Annotated in this window: 19 protein-coding genes; 12 read left to right on the plus strand and 7 right to left on the minus strand. The window is 68.1% G+C overall.

Annotated features, from left to right (window positions below; all coding sequences use genetic code 11):
• The first annotated feature begins 45 nt into the window (after positions 1 to 45).
• On the plus strand, positions 46 to 2049 hold the full coding sequence (locus tag DDE23_RS02000) for an acetyl-CoA carboxylase biotin carboxylase subunit (protein ID WP_107749707.1): 2004 nt from the start codon (positions 46 to 48) through the stop codon (positions 2047 to 2049).
• 65 nt (positions 2050 to 2114) lie between these two features.
• On the opposite strand, the gene DDE23_RS02005 is transcribed toward DDE23_RS02000, so the two are convergent.
• Positions 2115 to 2570 carry a DUF4174 domain-containing protein gene (locus DDE23_RS02005; RefSeq protein ID WP_107749708.1) on the minus strand — a complete coding sequence of 152 codons (456 nt, stop codon included), beginning with the start codon at positions 2568 to 2570 and terminating at the stop codon, positions 2115 to 2117.
• Positions 2571 to 2688: 118 nt separating this feature from the next.
• Here DDE23_RS02005 and scpA point away from each other — a divergent pair, with 118 nt between their 5' ends.
• From scpA to DDE23_RS02050, 8 genes are all read left to right on the plus strand, one after another.
• The gene (gene scpA, locus DDE23_RS02010) at positions 2689 to 4824 is read left to right on the plus strand and encodes a methylmalonyl-CoA mutase (RefSeq protein ID WP_107749709.1); all 2136 of its coding nucleotides are present in this window, start codon (positions 2689 to 2691) and stop codon (positions 4822 to 4824) included.
• A gap of 119 nt (positions 4825 to 4943) precedes the next feature.
• Positions 4944 to 5570 (plus strand): glutathione S-transferase family protein, encoded by a 627-nt coding sequence (locus DDE23_RS02015; protein WP_107749710.1) that lies wholly within the window; start codon positions 4944 to 4946, stop codon positions 5568 to 5570.
• 57 nt (positions 5571 to 5627) lie between these two features.
• Positions 5628 to 6113, plus strand: coding sequence for an MAPEG family protein (locus DDE23_RS02020; RefSeq protein WP_107749711.1), 486 nt, complete (start codon positions 5628 to 5630; stop codon positions 6111 to 6113).
• Positions 6110 to 6727 (plus strand): VOC family protein, encoded by a 618-nt coding sequence (locus tag DDE23_RS02025; RefSeq protein ID WP_107749712.1) that lies wholly within the window; start codon positions 6110 to 6112, stop codon positions 6725 to 6727. Before DDE23_RS02020 ends, DDE23_RS02025 begins: the two co-directional genes overlap by 4 nt.
• Positions 6724 to 7197 carry a GNAT family N-acetyltransferase gene (locus DDE23_RS02030; protein WP_107749713.1) on the plus strand — a complete coding sequence of 158 codons (474 nt, stop codon included), beginning with the start codon at positions 6724 to 6726 and terminating at the stop codon, positions 7195 to 7197. The genes DDE23_RS02025 and DDE23_RS02030 overlap by 4 nt, the downstream gene beginning before the upstream one ends.
• A gap of 43 nt (positions 7198 to 7240) precedes the next feature.
• Positions 7241 to 7924: a molecular chaperone DjiA gene (locus tag DDE23_RS02035; protein ID WP_107749714.1), complete on the plus strand. Its 684-nt coding sequence runs from the start codon at positions 7241 to 7243 to the stop codon at positions 7922 to 7924.
• 55 nt (positions 7925 to 7979) lie between these two features.
• On the plus strand, positions 7980 to 8471 hold the full coding sequence (locus tag DDE23_RS24835) for an SH3 domain-containing protein (protein ID WP_133239512.1): 492 nt from the start codon (positions 7980 to 7982) through the stop codon (positions 8469 to 8471).
• Positions 8472 to 8554: 83 nt separating this feature from the next.
• Positions 8555 to 8857, plus strand: coding sequence for an AAA+ family ATPase (locus DDE23_RS02050; protein ID WP_107749717.1), 303 nt, complete (start codon positions 8555 to 8557; stop codon positions 8855 to 8857).
• Here DDE23_RS02050 and DDE23_RS02055 read toward each other — a convergent pair.
• The 5 genes from DDE23_RS02055 to DDE23_RS02075 form a co-directional block, all read right to left on the minus strand.
• Positions 8809 to 10404: a Ppx/GppA family phosphatase gene (locus tag DDE23_RS02055; protein ID WP_107750214.1), complete on the minus strand. Its 1596-nt coding sequence runs from the start codon at positions 10402 to 10404 to the stop codon at positions 8809 to 8811. The genes DDE23_RS02050 and DDE23_RS02055 overlap by 49 nt on opposite strands.
• A 91-nt stretch (positions 10405 to 10495) precedes the next feature.
• A complete protein-coding gene (locus DDE23_RS02060) occupies positions 10496 to 12679 on the minus strand; it encodes an RNA degradosome polyphosphate kinase (RefSeq protein ID WP_107749718.1) in 2184 nt (727 codons plus the stop codon).
• Positions 12680 to 12722: 43 nt separating this feature from the next.
• Positions 12723 to 13439, minus strand: coding sequence for a P-loop NTPase family protein (locus DDE23_RS02065; protein WP_107749719.1), 717 nt, complete (start codon positions 13437 to 13439; stop codon positions 12723 to 12725).
• Positions 13417 to 14553: an AI-2E family transporter gene (locus tag DDE23_RS02070; RefSeq protein ID WP_107749720.1), complete on the minus strand. Its 1137-nt coding sequence runs from the start codon at positions 14551 to 14553 to the stop codon at positions 13417 to 13419. The genes DDE23_RS02065 and DDE23_RS02070 overlap by 23 nt, the downstream gene beginning before the upstream one ends.
• Positions 14554 to 14556: 3 nt before the next feature.
• On the minus strand, positions 14557 to 14880 hold the full coding sequence (locus DDE23_RS02075) for a 2Fe-2S iron-sulfur cluster-binding protein (RefSeq protein WP_107749721.1): 324 nt from the start codon (positions 14878 to 14880) through the stop codon (positions 14557 to 14559).
• Positions 14881 to 15096: 216 nt separating this feature from the next.
• Here DDE23_RS02075 and DDE23_RS02080 point away from each other — a divergent pair, with 216 nt between their 5' ends.
• Positions 15097 to 15573 (plus strand): peptidoglycan-binding domain-containing protein, encoded by a 477-nt coding sequence (locus DDE23_RS02080; RefSeq protein WP_107749722.1) that lies wholly within the window; start codon positions 15097 to 15099, stop codon positions 15571 to 15573.
• A 15-nt stretch (positions 15574 to 15588) separates the two neighbouring features.
• On the opposite strand, the gene DDE23_RS02085 is transcribed toward DDE23_RS02080, so the two are convergent.
• A complete protein-coding gene (locus DDE23_RS02085) occupies positions 15589 to 16200 on the minus strand; it encodes a riboflavin synthase (protein ID WP_107749723.1) in 612 nt (203 codons plus the stop codon).
• Between the two features lie 124 nt (positions 16201 to 16324).
• Here DDE23_RS02085 and DDE23_RS02090 point away from each other — a divergent pair, with 124 nt between their 5' ends.
• Both DDE23_RS02090 and DDE23_RS02095 read left to right on the plus strand, forming a co-directional pair.
• Positions 16325 to 17614, plus strand: a complete 1290-nt coding sequence (locus DDE23_RS02090) for a capsule biosynthesis protein (RefSeq protein WP_107749724.1) — start codon at positions 16325 to 16327, stop codon at positions 17612 to 17614.
• Between the two features lie 281 nt (positions 17615 to 17895).
• Complete coding sequence (locus tag DDE23_RS02095; RefSeq protein WP_107749725.1) at positions 17896 to 18945, plus strand: polysaccharide biosynthesis/export family protein; 1050 nt, start codon at positions 17896 to 17898, stop codon at positions 18943 to 18945.
• Positions 18946 to 18947: the final 2 nt, after the last annotated feature.

Raw genomic sequence — 18947 nt, forward strand, 5'->3', positions numbered from 1 at the left:
CGCACAGAACGAATTTGGGGCCCCGTCCGGGGCGGGGGAGTGAGCATGTTCAAGAAGATCCTGATCGCCAACCGCGGCGAAATCGCCTGCCGGGTCATCAAATCCGCGCGCAAGATGGGCATCAAGACGGTGGCGGTCTACTCCGATGCCGACCGCAATGCGCTGCATGTGAAGATGGCCGATGAGGCGGTGCATATCGGCCCGCCGCCCGCCAACCAATCCTATATTGTCATCGACAAGATCATGGACGCGATCCGCCAGACCGGCGCCGAAGCGGTCCATCCGGGCTATGGTTTCCTCAGCGAAAACATGAAGTTCGCCGAGGCGCTGGAGAAGGAAGGCGTGATCTTCGTCGGCCCGCCCAGCCCCGCGATCGAGGCGATGGGCGACAAGATCACCTCGAAGAAGCTGGCTCAGGAAGCGGGCGTCAGCACCGTCCCCGGCTATATGGGCCTCATTGCCGATGCCGAGGAAGCCGTGACCATCTCGGACCAGATCGGCTATCCGGTGATGATCAAGGCCAGCGCGGGCGGCGGCGGCAAGGGGATGCGGATCGCCTGGAACGCGCAGGAGGCGCGCGAAGGGTTCGAATCGTCCAAGAACGAGGCCGCCAACAGCTTCGGCGACGACCGGATCTTCATCGAGAAATTCGTGACGCAGCCGCGCCATATCGAGATCCAAGTGCTGGCCGACAAACACGGCAATTGCGTCTATCTGCATGAGCGCGAATGCTCGATCCAGCGCCGCAACCAGAAGGTCATCGAAGAGGCGCCCTCGCCCTTCCTTGACCCCGAGACCCGCAAGGCGATGGGCGAGCAGGCCTGCGCTTTGGCCAAGGCCGTGGGCTATACCAGCGCCGGGACCGTGGAATTCATCGTCGACGGCAACCGCAATTTCTATTTCCTCGAGATGAACACCCGCCTGCAGGTGGAGCATCCGGTCACCGAACTCATCACCGGCGTCGACCTCGTGGAGCAGATGATCCGCGTCGCCAACGGCGAGCCGCTGCCCTTCAAGCAGGAAGACCTGAAGATCAACGGCTGGGCGATGGAAAGCCGCCTCTATGCCGAGGACCCCTATCGCAACTTCCTGCCCTCGATCGGCCGTCTGACCCGCTACCGCCCGCCGGTCGAAGGGCCGACCAGCCGCGGCGGCATCGTGCGCAACGATACCGGCGTCTTCGAGGGCGGCGAGATCTCGATGTATTACGACCCGATGATCGCCAAGCTCTGCACCTGGGGCAAGACGAGGGCCGAGGCGATCGAGGAAATGCGCCTCGCGCTCGACACGTTCGAGGTCGAGGGGATCGGCCACAACCTGCCGTTCTGCGCGGCGGTGATGGACCATCCGCGGTTCACCTCGGGCAATATCACCACGGCCTTCATCGCCGAGGAATTCCCCGAAGGCTTCCACGGCGTCTCGCTGCCCGCCGCGATGCTCAAGCGCGTTTCGGCGGCGGCGGCGGCGATGAACCGGGTGGCCGAGATCCGGCGCACGCGGCTCTCGGGCCGGATGGACAACCACGAGCGCAAGGTCGGCGACGATTGGGTCGTCTCGATCCAGGGCGAGGAATTCCCGGTGGCGATCCGCGCCGACCGCGGCGGGGCGACGGTGGCTTTCGCCGATGGCGCGGCGATGCGGGTGGAATCGGACTGGACGCCGGGGCAGACGCTGGCCCGGGTGCTGGTCGATGGCGAGCCCCTGGTGATGAAGGTCGGCCGGGTGACCGGCGGCTACCGCATCCGGGTGCGCGGCGCCGATCTGAAGGTGCATATCCGCACCCCGCGTCAGGCGGAACTGGCGCGTCTGATGCCTGAAAAGATGCCGCCCGATACCTCGAAGCTGCTGCTTTGCCCGATGCCGGGGCTGATGGTGAAGCTGTCGGTCAACGAGGGCGACGAGGTCTTCGAGGGTCAGGCGCTCTGCACCGTCGAGGCGATGAAGATGGAGAACATCCTGCGCGCCGAGAAGAAGGGCGTGGTCAAGACGATCAACGCCACCGTCGGCGGCTCGCTGATGGTCGACGACGTCATCATGGAGTTCGAATAAGTGCTGCCGCGCGCCCTTCATTCTGCCCCAAATACGCCTCTTCGGGCGGGGCAGGGGCGCGCGGGTTACCGCCCTGCGGGCAGCCGTTCCAGCAATTCCTGGCGCCTGAGCGGGAAGCGGTCGATCATGTCGCCGATCTCGCGCACGTCGCGGGGGGCGGGGCGGCGTTGCTTGATCTCGCCGTCCTTGTCGATGATCGCCAGCATGAAGCCGCGCGGCCTGAGCCTTTGCCGCAGCGGGCTGCCGGAATTGCGGTCGCTGTCGACGATCACCACCACATCGCGGGTCAGAAGGTCGCCGGGCCTTTCCTCGATATCGCGCATCTGCCGCTGGAAGGCCGGGTCGTTGGGACTGTCGGCCATTACGGCGACGATGCGCAGCGTCCAGAGGAAATCGTCGGGGTCCACATCGGCCGCGTCCAGAATCATCAGTTCGGGCGTCGCCGCTTCCGGCTCGACCGTCTGCGCGAGGGCGGCGTGGGGCGCGAGCAGCACGAGCAGGGCAACGAGGACGGACTTCATCGGCGATAGGACTCCCTTTCGCCCCCATATAAGCAATCCCCCGGCGATTGCACCCGTGATCACACAGATTTCGCCCCGGCCCCGCCTGGCCGCGGCCTGACGCTTTGGAGGAACCCCGATGTCCGAGACCGACAAGATGAAAGCCTGGGAAGCGCTGGCCGCCAAGGAGCTGAAGGGCGCCTCGCCCGAGACGCTGACCTGGCAGACGCTGGAGGGGATCGCGGTCAAGCCGGTCTATACCGAGGCCGATCTCGAGGGGCTGGACCATCTGGGCTCGATGCCCGGCATGGCGCCCTTCACCCGTGGCCCCCGGGCGACGATGTACGCGGGCCGTCCCTGGACCATCCGCCAATACGCCGGGTTCTCCACGGCCGAGGAATCGAACGCCTTCTACCGCAAGGCCCTGGCCGCCGGTCAGCAGGGCGTCTCGGTCGCCTTCGACCTGGCGACGCACCGCGGCTATGACAGCGACCATCCGCGCGTGGTGGGGGATGTGGGCAAGGCGGGCGTGGCCATCGATTCGGTCGAGGACATGAAGATCCTCTTCGACGGCATCCCGCTGGAAAAGGTCTCGGTCTCGATGACCATGAACGGCGCGGTGATCCCGATCCTGGCCAATTTCATCGTCACCGGCGAGGAGCAGGGCGTGGACCGCAGCCTGCTGTCCGGGACCATCCAGAACGACATCCTCAAGGAGTTCATGGTCCGCAACACCTATGTCTATCCGCCCGAACCCTCGATGCGGATCATCGCGGATATCATCGAATACACCTCGGCCGAGATGCCGAAGTTCAACTCGATCTCGATCTCCGGCTACCACATGCAGGAAGCGGGCGCGAACCTGGTGCAGGAGCTGGCCTTCACCCTGGCCGACGGGCGCGAATACGTCCGGGCAGCGCTGGCGCGGGGCATGGATGTGGACGCTTTCGCCGGGCGGCTGTCGTTCTTCTTCGCCATCGGCATGAATTTCTTCATGGAGGCCGCCAAGCTGCGCGCCGCGCGGCTGCTCTGGCACCGCATCATGACCGAGTTCAACCCGAAGAAGTCGGGCAGCCTGATGCTGCGGACCCATTGCCAGACCTCAGGCGTGTCGCTGCAGGAGCAGGACCCCTACAACAACGTCGTGCGCACCGCCTACGAGGCGCTGGCGGCGGCGCTGGGGGGCACGCAGTCGTTGCACACCAACGCGCTGGACGAAGCCATCGCGCTGCCCACCGAATTCAGCGCCCGCATTGCCCGCAACACCCAGCTCATCCTGCAGGAAGAGACCGGGGTGACCAAGGTCATCGATCCGTTGGCGGGATCTTACTATGTTGAGAAACTGACAGCGGACCTGGCGGAAGCGGCCTGGAAACTGATCGAGGAAGTTGAAGAACTGGGAGGGATGACCAAGGCCGTGGCCTCGGGCATGCCGAAGCTCCGCATCGAGGAATCGGCCGCGCGGCGGCAGGCGCAGATCGACCGGGGCGAAGAGGTCATCGTCGGCGTCAACAAGTACCGCCTCGCCAAGGAAGACCCGATCGACATCCTCGACATCGACAACGTCAAGGTGCGCGAGAGCCAGATCGCCCGTCTGACCGCGATGCGCGCCAAGCGCGACGAGGCGGCCTGCAGCGCCGCGCTGGCGGAACTGGAGCGTCGGGCGAAGGAAGGCGGCAACCTTCTGGAAGGCGCCGTCGAAGCCGCGCGGGCACGCGCCTCTGTCGGAGAGATCAGCATGGCGATGGAAAAGGTGTTCGGCCGTCACCGGGCCGAGGTGAAGACCCTCGCCGGGGTCTATGGCGCGGCCTATGAGGGCGACGCGGGCTTTGCCCAGATCCAGAAGGACGTCGAGGCCTTCGCCGAGGACGAGGGGCGCCGTCCCCGGATGCTGGTGGTCAAGATGGGCCAGGACGGCCACGACCGCGGCGCCAAGGTCATCGCCACCGCCTTTGCCGATATCGGGTTCGACGTCGACGTGGGCCCCCTGTTCCAGACCCCGGAAGAGGCGGCGCAGGACGCCATCGACAACGACGTGCATGTCATCGGCATCTCCAGCCAGGCGGCGGGTCACAAGACCCTTGCGCCGAAGCTGGTGGAGGCGTTGAAAGAACAGGGCGCGGGCGACATTCTGGTGATCTGCGGCGGGGTGATTCCGCAGCAGGACTACCAGTATCTCTACGACCACGGCGTGAAGGCGATCTTCGGTCCCGGCACCAACATCCCCGCCGCGGCCAAGGATATCCTGCGTCTGATCCGCGAGGCGCGCGGTTAGGGAACTCCGGCTGGCGGACCCCGGGGGAGGGGTCCCGGCCGAAGGGGGCGGCGGCGGGGAGGCCGCCGCCCTTTTCGTTTGCGCCGATCGGGGGCAGGATGGCCGCATGGAGGGCCGTCATGACCGAACTGATCCTCACGACCTATGACTGGGTGCCGGACCTGCCGCGCGGCTATGTCCGCGACCTGCGGGTCCGCTGGGCGCTCGAGGAGGCGGGGCTGCCCTACCGCGTGGCCTCGGTCCCGTTCCACGACCGGGGCGCCGCGCATCTGGCGCATCAGCCCTTCGGTCAGGTGCCCTGGCTGCTGGACGGCGATCTGTCCGTGTTCGAAACGGGCGCGATCCTGCTGCATCTGGCCGAGAAGAGCCCGGCACTGATGCCCCGCGAGGCCGCGGGCCGCTCGGCGGTGACCCAATGGGTCTTCGCCGCGCTCAACTCGGTGGAAATGGCGGGCCTGCCCTGGGCGCTGCTGCGCTTCGGCACCGATCCCGTGCCCGAGGCGATGACCCGCTTCCTGTCCCTGCGCCTTGACCGGATGGAGGCGGTTCTGGCGGCGGGCGACTGGCTGCCGCACGGCTTCTCAGTGGCCGATATCCTGATGGCCGATGTGCTGCGCCTCGTGGACCGGTTCGACGGGCTGGCGGCGCATCCGGCCTGCAAGGCCTATGTCACCCGCGCCACCGAAAGGCCCGCCTTCCGCAAGGCCCTGGCCGATCAGATGGCCCATTTCGCCGCCGCCGATTGAACCCCCTTCCGCTGGCCCGGCGACGGGGGCAGGATGCGGGCGGATCGGAGGCGGGCGATGGATGGCAAACGGCGGGTGATCGCGGGATCGATGGCGCTCGCGATGCTCTGGGCGCTGGGGCTCGTCTGGTGGGGCCGGGCACCGGGCGAGGTCTGGCCCTCGCTCGCCGGGGCCTTTCTGCCGGGCGGGCTGGTCATGGGGCTGATGGTCGGGCGGCTGGCGCAGCGGCGCTTTTTCGATGACGCGACCATCGACGGCGCGGCTTTCCTCCCCGGCTCGGGTGCCCAGATCGACCAGCGGGTCCTGACCAATACCACCGAGCAGCTGGTGCTGGCACTCGCCGTCTGGCCCTTCGCCGGGCTGGTGCTGGGCTGGGGGCTGCTGCCCTGGCTCGGCCTGTCCTTCGCCCTGAGCCGACTGCTCTTCTGGATCGGCTATCACGCCTCGCCGCCCCTCAGGGGCTTTGGATTCGCGGCCAGTTTCTACCCGACCATGGTGGCGGGGATCTGGGCGCTTGTTGTCTCACTCGGAGGATCGTCATGATCGCGCTCGACCATATCGCCCTTGCCGCCCTGTCGCTCGACGAAGGTAGCGCCGCCATCGAGGCCGCGCTGGGCGTGCCGCTGGAGCCCGGCGGGCGCCATGCGCAGATGGGGACGCATAACCGGCTGCTGTCGCTGGGGCCCGGTGAATACCTCGAACTCATCGCCATCGACCCCGAGGGGCAGGCGCCGGACCGCCCGCGCTGGTTCGACCTCGACGCCTTCGCGGGCGAGACCCGGCCGCAATGCTGGATCCTGCGCACCGACGACATGGAGGCGGCGCTGGCCCGGGCGCCCGCGGGGACCGGCGTGCCGACGCTCTTTCGTCGTGACGCGCTGAGCTGGACCTTCGCGCTGCCCGACAGCGGCCAGCAGCCCTTTGACGGCACCGCGCCCGCGCTCATCGAATGGGGCGAGGGGATGGTCCATCCCTCTGTCCGCCTGCCCGACCGGGGGGTGCGGCTGACCGGCGTCACCCTGCGCCACCCCCGGCCCGATGTGCTGCGGCAGGCACTGGCCGGGCTGATCGACGAGCCGCGCCTGACGGTCGAGACCGGGGCGCCGGGCATCGCCTTTGCCTTCGACACCCCGAACGGTCCGCGCGAACTGGCATGATCCGGCCCGCCCGCCACGGCGATGCGCCGGTCATCGCCGCTTTCTGGAACCCGATCATCCGCGACACCGCCGTCACCTTCTCGCCGCTCGAAAAGACGGTGGAGGAGATCGCCGCGATGATCGCCACAAGGCCGGCCTTTCTGGTCATCGACCGGGGGCAGGGGGCCGAGGGCTTTGCCACCTACGCCCAGTTCCGCAGCGGCCCCGGCTATGCCTTCGCACAGGAACACACGGTGATTCTGGCGCCCTCGTCCCGGGGGCGAGGGGCGGGCCGCGCGTTGATGACGGCGCTGGAGGACCACGCCCGCAGTCAGGGCCACCATGCGATGATTGGTGGGGTCTCGGGCTCGAACCCCGATGGCATCGCCTTTCATGCCCGAATCGGCTATGCCGAAGTCGCAAGGATGCCCCAGGTTGGCTGGAAACTGGGCGCATGGCACGATCTTGTGTTCATGCAGAAATTGTTGTGAACGTCGCATGTTCAAGCGCCCTGAGCGGCGCTAGAATGCGGCCATGTCCCTTTGGTCCCGGATCACTGACGCCATCGAGGCGCTGCGTACAGGTGAGCCGCTCAGCGCGGTGTTCGACCGGCTGCGCGTGCGCCCGGAACGCACCGTCGCCTTCACCATCGGCGTGATCGCGCTGGGGGCCAAGCTGGCCAAGGCCGACGGCACCGTCACCCGCGACGAGGTGGCGATGTTCCGCGAGGTCTTCACCATCCCCAAGGAAGACGAGGCGAGCGCGGCGCGGGTCTTCAATCTGGCCCGGCAGGACGTGGCGGGCTACGATTCCTATGCGCGCAAGATCGCCGGTCTGTTTCCGCCCAATGATCCGGTGCTGCGCGACCTGATCGAGGGGCTGTTCCACGTCGCCGTGGCGGATGGCGATTTTCACCCGGCCGAGGAGGCCTTCCTGCGCGAGGTGTCGGGCATCTTCGGGCTGGGGGACGCCTGTTACCGGGCGATCTATGCCCGCAATGTCCCGGGTGCGGCGCCCGATCCCTATGAACTGCTGGAACTGCCGCATGATGCCTCGCTCGATCAGGCGCGGGCGGCGTTCCGGCGCATGGTGCGGGAATCGCATCCCGATGCCCTGCGCGCCCGCGGCGTCCCGGACGAGGCCGTGCGGCTGGCCGAGGATCGGCTCAAGGCGCTCAATTCCGCGTGGGAAGAGGTCCAGCAGCGCCACGCGGCTTAAGACCGCGTTTCGGCTGTGCTAGGGTCGCCCCGGTTCAACCCGGACAGGAGCGCGCGTGTCCCTGATCTTTATCGGCCTTGGTGCCCTGCTGCTGCTGGCGCTGCTCAAGCGGTCGTTCCGGCTGATGATGGGGCTGGGCGGCGGGATGATCGCGGCGGCGCTGGGCCTGCAGGGCGGCGGGGAACCCGCCACCGCGCCGCGCCGCTCGCCCACGGCCGAGGCCCGCCCCTGGCAGAATGCGCCCGGCACCGAGCGGCTCTGGGTCACGACCGACCGGCTGCACCGGCGGACCTGCCCCTCGACCGATTGCGGCAGCCTTGGCTGGCTGGCGCTGGGCGAGGGGGTCACGGTGCGCGAGATCCAGAACGGCTGGGCGCGGATCAGCGAACCCTATGACGCGGCCTGCCGGGGCGGCGCCAGCGGCATGGTCGAGACGGGCAATGCCGCCTGCGCGCCGGGCAACGGGATCGAGGGTGGGCGGGTCGCGGAATGGGTCTCGGCCTCGTTCCTGTCCTCGACCCGGCCGCCCGACGCGCCCCGCCGCTGAGGGCGCGGCCCTCGTCAAAACCCGCTCGGGCGCTATCTTGGCCATATTGGTAACCGCCCGCCCCCGACTCAGGAGCCCCGGCCATGCGTCTTGTCCCCGTTCTTGCCCTGACCCTGACCCTCGCCGCGCCGGTTCAGGCGCAGGAGGAACCGCCGCCCGGCAGCTCGCTGCAGGGCATGCTTGACGACATGATGGGGGCGGTGAACCCCTGGCTGGCCGATCTGGTCGAGATGCTGGGCGACCTGACCGGCTGGCACGCGCCGGAATTCCTGCCCAATGGCGATATCCTGATCCGCCGCCGCCAGCCGGACGAACCGGGCGGGACCGCGCCCGAGCCTCAGGACGAGGACGCGCCCTTGGCCCCGGGCGAGAGCCTGGAATTGTGATGCCGCCCGACCCGCTGGATGGTGGTCACGCCCAGCGTCTTGGCCAGCGCGGCAAAGCGTGAGGCCGCGACCTCGCCGAACAGATCCTTGCGTTCGGGCTGCAGGATCAGCTCCAGCACCTTTTTCTTGGGGAAATAGCGCAGCTCGCCCGCCTCGTCCGGTCCGGCCAGCGAGAACATGGCGCCAAAGCGCATGGCCCGGCCGATCATGATGGCGTGGCGGATCTCTTCCTCGTCCAGCAGCCGCAGCAGCGGTGTCAGGCGGCTGTCGGCGCCGGGCGATTTGTAGCGGTTCATCAGCGCGAGGCCCAGATAGACCCGCCCCTTGTGGTCGAGCCCGCCCAGATTGGCCCGCGTCGCCGTGTCGAAGCAGCTTTCCGAGCGATAGTCCGGATGCGCCCGCCAGTTCACGTCATGCAGAAGGCAGGCGGCCTTGACCAGCCGCATCCGCTCGTCGGGGACGTTGCGGTAAAGCGGCATGAGGAAGTCGAACATCCGCCGCCCGAAACCGGGGATGCGGGCCGAGGAATTCTCCAGATGGCGGCAGGCCTCGATCAGCGGATCGCGGGCGCGCAATTCCTCGGGCATCTGTTCGTACAGGATCCCCTCACGAATGCCGTAACTGGAGATATAGATCTCGCGCGGGCGGAACACGGTCAGCATTTGGCGCAGCACGATGGTGGCCAGCGGCACCAGCACGATCCGCTCGGGCGAAATCCCGGTCTTGTCGCGCAGCTTCTTCAGATCCTGGGTTTCCAGCCAGTCGATGGTCTTGCGGATCGACTTGGGCGTCATCTCGTATTCGTGCAGCACGGTCAGCGGATAGCCGCGCCGCTCCATGTCGAGCCGGGCCAGCGCCCGCCACGACCCACCCACCAGATAGAGCGCCTTGTGGTCGGCCCCCACCTCGTCGCGCAGGGCCTTCAGCGTCTCGGTGATATGGGTCCGCAGACCCTTCTTGCCACCCGGCACCTGCTGCAGGCGGAAGGGGCCCAGGGTCGAACTGACCCGCCGCCCGACCGTGGCATCGCCGATCTCGGCCAGTTCCATGGACGAACCGCCGATGTCGCAGACCAGCCCGCGCGCCCCGGGCCAGCCCAGCAGCACCCCCTGGGCGGACAGGCGGGCCTCCTCGGTCCCGGGGATGATCAGCATCTCGACCCCGGTCGCGGCCTCGACCTCGGCCTTGAACTCGGTGCCGTCCTCGGCCTCACGCACGGCGGCGGTGGCGACCATGGTCAGGCTGGTGAGCCGCATGTCGGCCGAGAGGAGCGCAAAGCGCTTGATCGCGGCCAGCGCCCGGGCGCGGCCCTCGGGATGCAGGCGGTTGGTCTGGGCCAGATCGCGGCCCAGCCCGCAGAGCACCTTCTCGTTGAAGAAATAGGCCGGCGAGCGGGCGGCACCGTCGAACACCACCATGCGCACCGAGTTGGAGCCGACGTCGATCACGCCCACCCGATCCAGCGCCCGCATCGATTCGTCATCGAAGAGCGATTGTCCGCCGAAATAGCCACGCACCGGCGGAGGCGATACGGGCGGGGTGGTCATGGTCTCGCTGTCTGCATCCATGGCCTGTCTCTTTCGTCATTGGCAGCAGGGTCATCTAGTCAGTGCCGCGGCGCGGCGTCAACCGCGGCTGTCAGTCGGGGGTATGCGCCAGCTCGGGCACATCCCGCGCCCCGGCCGATCCACGACCCGAGAGCGAGGGGTTCTCCATGAAGAACCGATGGCACGAGAACATCGGCCGGTCGGGATCGCCGCTCTGCGGGTCGCGCAGGTATCGGCCGTTGCCGTCCAGCACCCAGCTTTGCGCCTCGTCATAGAGGTTGGCGGCCATGATCTGGCTGACGATCTGCGCCTTGACGGTCTTGTTCTTGATCTCGACCAGGGTTTCCACCCGCCGCAGCAGGTTGCGCCCCATCCAGTCGGCCGAGGACATGAAGACCCGCGCCTGATCGGAGGGCAGGCCGAAGCCCGAGCCGAAACAGACGATCCGAGAATGTTCCAGGAACCGGCCGACGATGGACTTGACGCGGATATTCTCGGAAAAGCCCTTGATGCCGGGCCTGAGCCCGCAGATCCCGCGTACCACGAGGCTGATCTGCACCCCCGCCTGACCGGCGGCATAGAGCGCGTCGATCACGTCCTCGTCGACCACGGAATTCATCTTGGCCCAGATCTGCGCCGGGCGTCCGGCGCGGGCATGATCGGCCTCGCGCGCGATCAGTTCCAGCAGGCGGCTTTTCAGCGACAGGGGCGAGATGGCGAGGTTTTCCAGCATCTCGGGCTCGGCATAGCCCGACAGGAAGTTGAAGACCCGCGCCGCATCGCGCCCGATGGGGGCGTTGCAGGTGAAAAGGCTGAGGTCGGTATAGATCCGCGCGGTGATCGGGTGGTAATTGCCGGTGCCCCAATGGGTATAGGTGACCAGCTTGTCCCCCTCGCGCCGCACCACGGCCGAGATCTTGGCATGCGTCTTGTACTGGATGAAACCATAGACGACATGCGCGCCCGCGCGTTCCAGACGGCGCGACTGGCGGATGTTGGCGGCCTCGTCGAAACGGGCTTTCAGTTCCACAAAGGCGGTGACGGATTTGCCCGCCTCGGCCGCCTCGCAGAGCGCGTCGACGATCGGGCTGTCGCGGCTGGTGCGGTAGAGCGTCTGCTTGATGGCCAGGACGTTGGGGTCGGAGGCCGCCTGCGTCAGGAAGCGGACCACCATGTCGAAGGTCTCATAGGGGTGGTGCAGCAGCATGTCCTTCTGGCGGATCGCCGCGAACATGTCGCCCTCGTGGTCCTGCACCCGCTCGGGCACCCGGGGGCTGAAGGGCGGCCATTGCAGGTCGCGCCGCCCGTCCACCACCAGTTCCTTGAGGTCGGCCATGCCCAGGAGGCCGTCCAGTTCGATCACCTCGTCCGAGTTGACCTCCAGCTCCTGCATGACCAGCGCCTTGAGCGTGGGCTCGGCCCCGGCGGTCAGCGTCAGGCGCACCACCTCGCCCCGGCGGCGGCGCTTCAGCGCCACCTCGAATTCGCGGACCAGATCCTCGGCCTCTTCCTCGACCTCCATGTCCGAATCGCGCAGCACCCGGAAGGCGCAGGAATTCAGCGCGACATAGCCCGGGAAAAGCGCCTGCAACTGGTCGAGCAGCAGCTCTTCCAGCGGCAGGAAGCGATAGGCGAGCCCCTCGGCCGGCAGGCGGATGAAGCGGTCGATCTGCTGCGGCACCGGCAGGAGCGCGCTGCGCCTGAGGCCGTCGGCCCGCCGCTCGATGGTCAGGGCCAGACAGAAACCGGCGTTGGGGATGAAGGGGAAGGGATGCGCCGGGTCGATGGCCAGCGGCGAGAGCATCGGGAAGACGTTCGACAGGAAATATTCGCCCAGGAAGGCGCGGTCGGCCTCGGTCAGCGCCTGGCGATCCAGGATCACCATCTTCTCGTTTTCCAGCTCGCTGCGCAGGGCGCGGAACGTCTCCTGCTGGGTCAGCATGAGGCGGCGGGCGTCCTCGTTTATCAGCGTCAGCTGCTCATAGGCGGTCATCCCGTCCAGCGAGGGCGTGATGTTGCCCGAGCGGTACAGCTCGCGCAGGCCGGCCACACGGACGGTATAGAACTCGTCCAGGTTGGTGGCCGAGATCGACAGGAACCGCACCCGTTCGAGCAGCGGCACGCGGGGGTTCGAGGCCTCGTCCAGGACCCGCCAGTTGAAGGCGATCCAGGACAATTCGCGGTTGAAGAAACGCCCCGGCGCCGACGGATCGAAACCTTCGGGCGGATCGATGGGCGCGGGGAACGGGCCATGGAGGAAATCGGCGGTGCTCATGAGCGTTCGTTAGCCCGCAATTGCGACACTTGGGTGACGGTCTTCATGATGCGGCTGAGTCCCCGTCCTTGTCGAGATCTTCGGCCAGAACCTCGCTCGCCAGCCGCACGGTGACGGGGCGCTTGAGCTGCAGCGCGCGGCGGTCGATCCGGGCGACCAGCGCGCCTGCCGCGGCCAGCGAACGCTCCATCCGGGGCAGCAGGAAGTCGATCAGGCCGGGGTCGACCTGCAATTGCCGGTCGGTGAACAGCTTGACCAGCACCGCGGCCAGCAGCGCCTCGTCGGGTTCGGCCAGTGCCGGATGCGCGGCGGCCGACAGGCGCGAATAGAGGTCGGGCAGGGCCAGGCCCCAGTCTCGGGCAGGGACGGGGGCGGTGAGCAGCAGCTCGCCCCGTCCGCGAAGATGGTTGATGAGATGAAAGAGCGCCTCTTCGCCGCCGGTCCCGGCCAGCGTCGCGGCGTCGTCGATCACCACCTTGAGGGGGGCGCCGGGCGCCAGCAGGGCGGGCAGGTCGGCGCGGAAGTGCTGGACCGGCTGCCAATGGGCGCCGACCCGCCGGGCCCAGACATGCGCCAGATGCGTCTTGCCCGAGCCGGTCGGCCCCACCAGCACCGAAAGCCCCGCAGGCAGGCCGCGCGGATCGTCGAGCGCCGCCACCGCCTGCGCGTTGGACGGCGCTTCGAGGAAATCCTCGCGCCCCATGGCCGCGTCGCTGGGCAGGGCCAGCGGCAATTGTTCAGGGAATTTCCGGTCCGTCATCACCGTCTCCGGCCACCCGGGGCGGCGTGTCGCGCAGGACCCACGAGCGCGGCGCGCCGTCGCTGTTGGTCCCGGCATAGAGCGCGCTTTCGCGGTAGACCCCGGCGAAATGGCGGGCGATCACGCCGATCGCCGCCGCCACCGGCACCGCCACCAGCATGCCGACGAAGCCGAAGGCCGCGCCGAAGACGCTGAGCGCGAAGATCAGCCAGACCGGGTGCAGGCCGACCGAGCGGCCCACCAGCTTGGGCGTGAGCACATTGCCCTCGATGGCCTGCCCGGCGACGAAGACCGCCGCGACCAGCCCCAGCTGCACCCAGTCGCCCCAGAATTGCACCAGCCCCAGCCCCAGCGCCAGCATGCCGCCGATCACCGCCCCGACATAGGGAATGAAGGTGATGAGCCCGGTGATCGCCCCGATCACCAGCCCGAATTGCAGCCCGACCAGCATGAGACCGGCGGCATAATAGACGCCCATCAGCAGGCAGACCGTGCCCATGCCGCGCACGAAGGCGGCCACGGTGCGGTCGATCTCGGCCGCGACGCGGCGGATGGTGGGGGCGTGGTCGCGCGGCAGCATGTCGTCGATCCGGGCGATCATGCGGTCCCAGTCGAGCAGCAGGTAAAAGGCCACCACCGGCACCACGACGATCAACAGCACGACGTTGAGGACCGACCAGGCCGATCCCAGCACCGCGTTGACCAGCTCGCCGCTGCGGGACTGGATCGCCTCGCCCATCTGGGCCAGCGACTGGCGCAGCGTCGATTCGGGATCGGCGATCGAGGGCAGGCGTTCGGTGGCCAGCGTATAGGCCCGGTCGACAAGGCTGGGGATCGCCTCGCGCAGGGCCTGGAACTGCTCGACCAGCAGCGGCACGACCAGCAGGATCGCCAGCACGAAGACCAGCAGCACGATCAGCGAGATCAGCACCGTCGCCAGCGTCCGGCTGGCTCCCAGCCGCTCCAGCCGGTCGGCCAGCGGGTCGAGGAAATAGGCCAGCGCCGCGCCCAGCACGAAGGGCAGGATCACGTCGCCCAGCCGCCACAGCGCCAGAATCAGCAGGGCGGCCAGAACCCCCCAGATCTGCAACTGGCGCTTGACGCTGAGCGCCATGGATCAGATCTGCCGCTCGGGCAGACGCACCACCAGACCCTCGAGGGCAGGCGTCACCTTGATCTGGCAGGTCAGCCGCGAGAGCGCCGGATTGGGCTCGAAGGCGAAATCCAGCATGTCCTCTTCCATCGGGTCCTTGGGGGGCAGTTTGCCGACCCAGGCCTCGTCCACATAGACATGGCAGGTCGAACAGGCGCAGGCGCCGCCGCAATCGGCCTCGATGCCGTTCACGCCGTTGTCGCGCGCGCCTTCCATGACCGTGAGCCCCGGGGCCACGTCGATGACATGCTCCGTCCCGTCGAACTCGATATAGGTAATCTTGACCATTCTTGCCTCGTCCGCCCTCTGTCAGCCCCGACATAAAACACGCCGGGGCGTTTGACCAGAGTTGCGGAGGCACGGGCCTGCATGGGGTGCGCGCCGCGAAATGGTGCCGCCTGCGCCCCCGGTGCGCCGTTTCTCTGCCCGGAAAATGCCCCGATCCGACGCCAGATTATCCGCATGTCAGGAAACAATACGCCGAATCGCGCGTTTGGGGTCGTCATGCTTCGCTTCGCTCTTCCGCTTCTGGTCACCCTCGCCCTCGGCGCCTGTCAGGCCGCCGATCCCGAGGCCACCGTGAGCCGGGCCCAGCCCGCGCCCGAGGCCGGCCGCGCCGCCGTGGTGCCGGCGGGGGCCTGCTGGGCGACCGACCGGGTGCCGGCCCTGACCGAGACCCGCTTTGTCGCGGTCGAGGGTCGCAGCGGCCTGCAGCCCGAAGAAACCACGCTGCGCCCGGCCGAGGATCGGCTGTTCGCCGTGCCCTGCCCGGAACAGCTGGATGGCGAACTCACCGCCTCCTTGCAGCGGGCGCTCAGCGCGCGGGGGCTTTATGCCGGGCCGATCACCGGCACGATGGATGCCGAGACGACCGAGGCCGTGCGCCGCTATCAGGCGCCGCAGGGGCTGGACAGCGGCGTGCTGTCGCTCGATGCCGCGCAGCAGATGGGGCTGATCGCCATTCCGCGCGACCGGCTCTGACCCCTCACGGGGCTGTCAGAGACCCTTGTCCCAATCCTGCATCCGGGCGACGTAGCGCGCCAGCGTGTCGATCTCCAGATTGACCGGATCGCCGATTGCAACATCGCCCCAGGTGGTGACCTGCTGGGTATGCGGGATCAGGTTGACGCCGAATACCGCGCCCTCGACCTCGTTCACCGTCAGCGAGGTGCCGTTCAGCGCCACCGAGCCCTTGGGGGCGATGAACCGCGCCAGCGCCTCGGGGGCGCGGAACCGCACGCGGGTGCTGTCGCCCTCGGTGGCGACGCCGATCACCTCGGCCACGCCATCGACGTGACCCGAGACGATATGCCCGCCCAGCTCGTCCCCGACCTTCAGCGCGCGTTCGAGGTTGAGGCGCTTGCCCGCCGACCAGAGGTTGCGGCCGATCGCCGTCTTGTCGACCGTCTCGGCCGAGATGTCGACGTCGAACCAGTTCTCCGGCATCCGCCCCAGCGCCACGACCGTCAGGCAGACGCCGTCGCAGGCGATCGAGGCGCCGATCTCGATCCCCTCCACGTCATAGCCCGTGGCGATCCGCGCGCGCAGGTCGCCGCGCTGCTCGACCGACAGGACCCGGCCGATATCGGTGATGATTCCGGTGAACATGCGCGTCTCTCCGTTCCAGGGCCCCGGGCGGGCCAAAATTCGGCCATCATCGGGGTTTAACACTGGCCTCCTCTCTGGCATCCTTTTCCACAAAGGGGAACACCCCAAGGGCAGAGGCAGGCACATGATACGCACCACCGGCGAGGGGCGCCGTTTCCTCTTTCTGCAAGGCCCGCACGGACCGTTCTTTCGCGATCTGGGCGCCATGCTGCGCCGCACCGGGGCCGAGGTCCGGCGCATCGGTTTCAACCGCGGCGATCAGGCCTATTGGGGGCGGGAGGGCTATGTGCCCTATACCGGCACGCCCGAGGATTGGCCCGCCGCCATCGCCCGGGAATTCGCGGGGCAGGGGACCACGGACCTCGTGCTCTACGGCGACACCCGCTTCATCCATGCCGAAGCGGTGCGTCAGGCCCATGCCCACGGCATCACCGTCCATGTCTTCGAGGAAGGCTACCTGCGCCCCTGGTGGGTGACCTACGAGCGGGGCGGGGCCAACGGCCATTCGCGGCTGATGGAGCTGTCCATCCCGCAGATGCGCCAGGCGCTGGAGAATTGTGAGACCGACCTGATCGACGCCCCCGCGCATTGGGGCGACATGCGCCAGCACGTCTATTACGGCTTTGCCTATCACGCGCGGATCCTGTTGGCCAACGGCGCCTACAAGGGCTTCCGCCCGCACCGGGCGCTGAACGTGGTTCAGGAATTCCGCCTGCACCTGAACCGGCTGGTGATGATGCCCTTCCACGCCATCGAGCGGCGGCTGGCCACCTGGCGGGTGCGCACGGGCGGCTTCCCCTATCATCTGGCGCTTTTGCAGCTGGAACATGACGCGAGCTTCCAGCAGCACTCGCCCTTCCGCACGATGACCGAGTTTCTGGAGGTGGCGATCCGCGGCTTTGCCGAGGGCGCGCCGCGCCACCATCACCTCGTGTTCAAGGCCCATCCGCTGGAGGACGGCCGCACGAAGCTGAAGGCCGATATCGCCCGCATCGCCGGGGCCTTGGGCGTGGCGGATCGCGTGCATTTCATCCGTGGCGGCAAGCTGGCGGGCCTGCTGAACCACGCGCGCTCGGCCGTGACCGTCAATTCCACCGCCGCGCAGCAGGTGCTGTGGCGGGGCATGCCGCTCAAGGTCTTCGGCGCCGCGGTCTATGACAAGCCGGAATTCGTCTCGACCCAGCCGCTGCCCGAGTTCTTCGCCCATCCGACCCGCCCCGACCTGCGCGCCTACCGCGACTACCGGCGATTCCTGCTGGAGACCTCGCAACTGCCGGGGGGCTTCTATTCCGCCGCCGGGCGGCGGCAGCTCCTGCGGCAGGTGGTCGACCTGATCCTCTCGCCCGAGGATCCCTATTCGGCGCTGATCGCCGGACGTGCGGCGCCACGGCAACACTTGCGGCTTGTGCCCTGAGCCGGGGCGGCACAAGATGCGGGAGGCCTCTGGCGGGGATCACCTGTATCTTGCCGGGCCCGGCCAGCCGTCAGACCTTTGGCCGTCAGACAGCCGCCCACGGCAATCCCCACTTGGAAATTCTGACGCTTCTGCGTATACTTGCGTAAAAAACTTGAGGCAGATCCATTAAAGGAGCCCGAGCAGTGTTTGTCAGACCTTCCCGCCGCGTTCGCGCGCTGGCGCTCGGTGTCCTTGTTGCGGGAGTCGCGGCTTGCACCGCGCCACGTCCGGGCCCGACCATGAACGAGATCTTCGCAGGCTCGGTCCTGCGCGAGGGCGACAGCTATATCGTCGCCGTCGGCGACCGGGTGAACCGGGCCGCGAACGTCCCGACCTCGCTGGGCTTCTCGGACGCGCTGCGCCACGCGCGGCTTCTGGGCGGCGACACGATCCGCACCGGCGATACCGTCTCGGTGACCGTGTTCGAAAACGTGCCCGAGGGGCTGCTGACCTCGGCCGACACCCCCGGCGCCCGGCTGACCGAGCTTCAGGTCGACGATCAGGGCTATATCTTCGTCCCCTTCGCCGGCCGCGTCCGTGCCGCGGGCCAATCGCCCGAGGGGCTGCGCTCGGCCATCGCCGAACAGCTCGACCAGCAGACGCCCGACCCGCAGGTCTATGTCAGCCGCACCGGCGGCGACGGGGCCACGGTCAGTGTCGTCGGCCGGGTCGGCGCACAGGGCGTCTATCCGATCGAGCGTCCGAACCGCCGCCTGACCGCCATGATCGCCACCGCGGGCGGCGTCAGCGTGCCAACCCAGACCGCCATGGTCACCGTGGCCCGCGGCTCGGTCATCGACCGGGTCTGGCTTGACGACCTCTTCCGCTATCCGCAGCTCGACATCGCCATGCGCGGCGGCGACCGGATCTTCGTCGAACAGGACCAGCGGCGCTTCACCGTCATGGGCGCGACCGGCAGCCAGGCGCTGATTACCTTCGACCAGCGCGAACTGACCGCGATCGAGGCTCTGGCCCAGGTCGGCGGGCTCGATGCCGCGCGGGCCGATCCGACCGGCGTCTTCGTGTTCCGCGACGAACCGGCCGAAGTGGCGCGCAACGTGCTGGGCATGCCCAACCTGCAGGGCGACACGCGCATCGTCTACGTGCTGGACCTGACCGCGCCGAACGGCATGTTCATGGCCCGCGACTTCCAGATCCGCGACGGCGATTCGATCTATGTGACCGAAGCCTCGGCCGTCCGCTGGAACCGCCAGATCGCCACGCTCACCGGCGCGCTCAGTGCCACCGGCTCGGCGATCACAGCCATCGACCGGGCGACCAGCCCTTGACC

It is taken from the genome of Pararhodobacter aggregans, assembly GCF_003075525.1.
Taxonomy (GTDB): Bacteria; Pseudomonadota; Alphaproteobacteria; order Rhodobacterales; family Rhodobacteraceae; genus Pararhodobacter; species Pararhodobacter aggregans.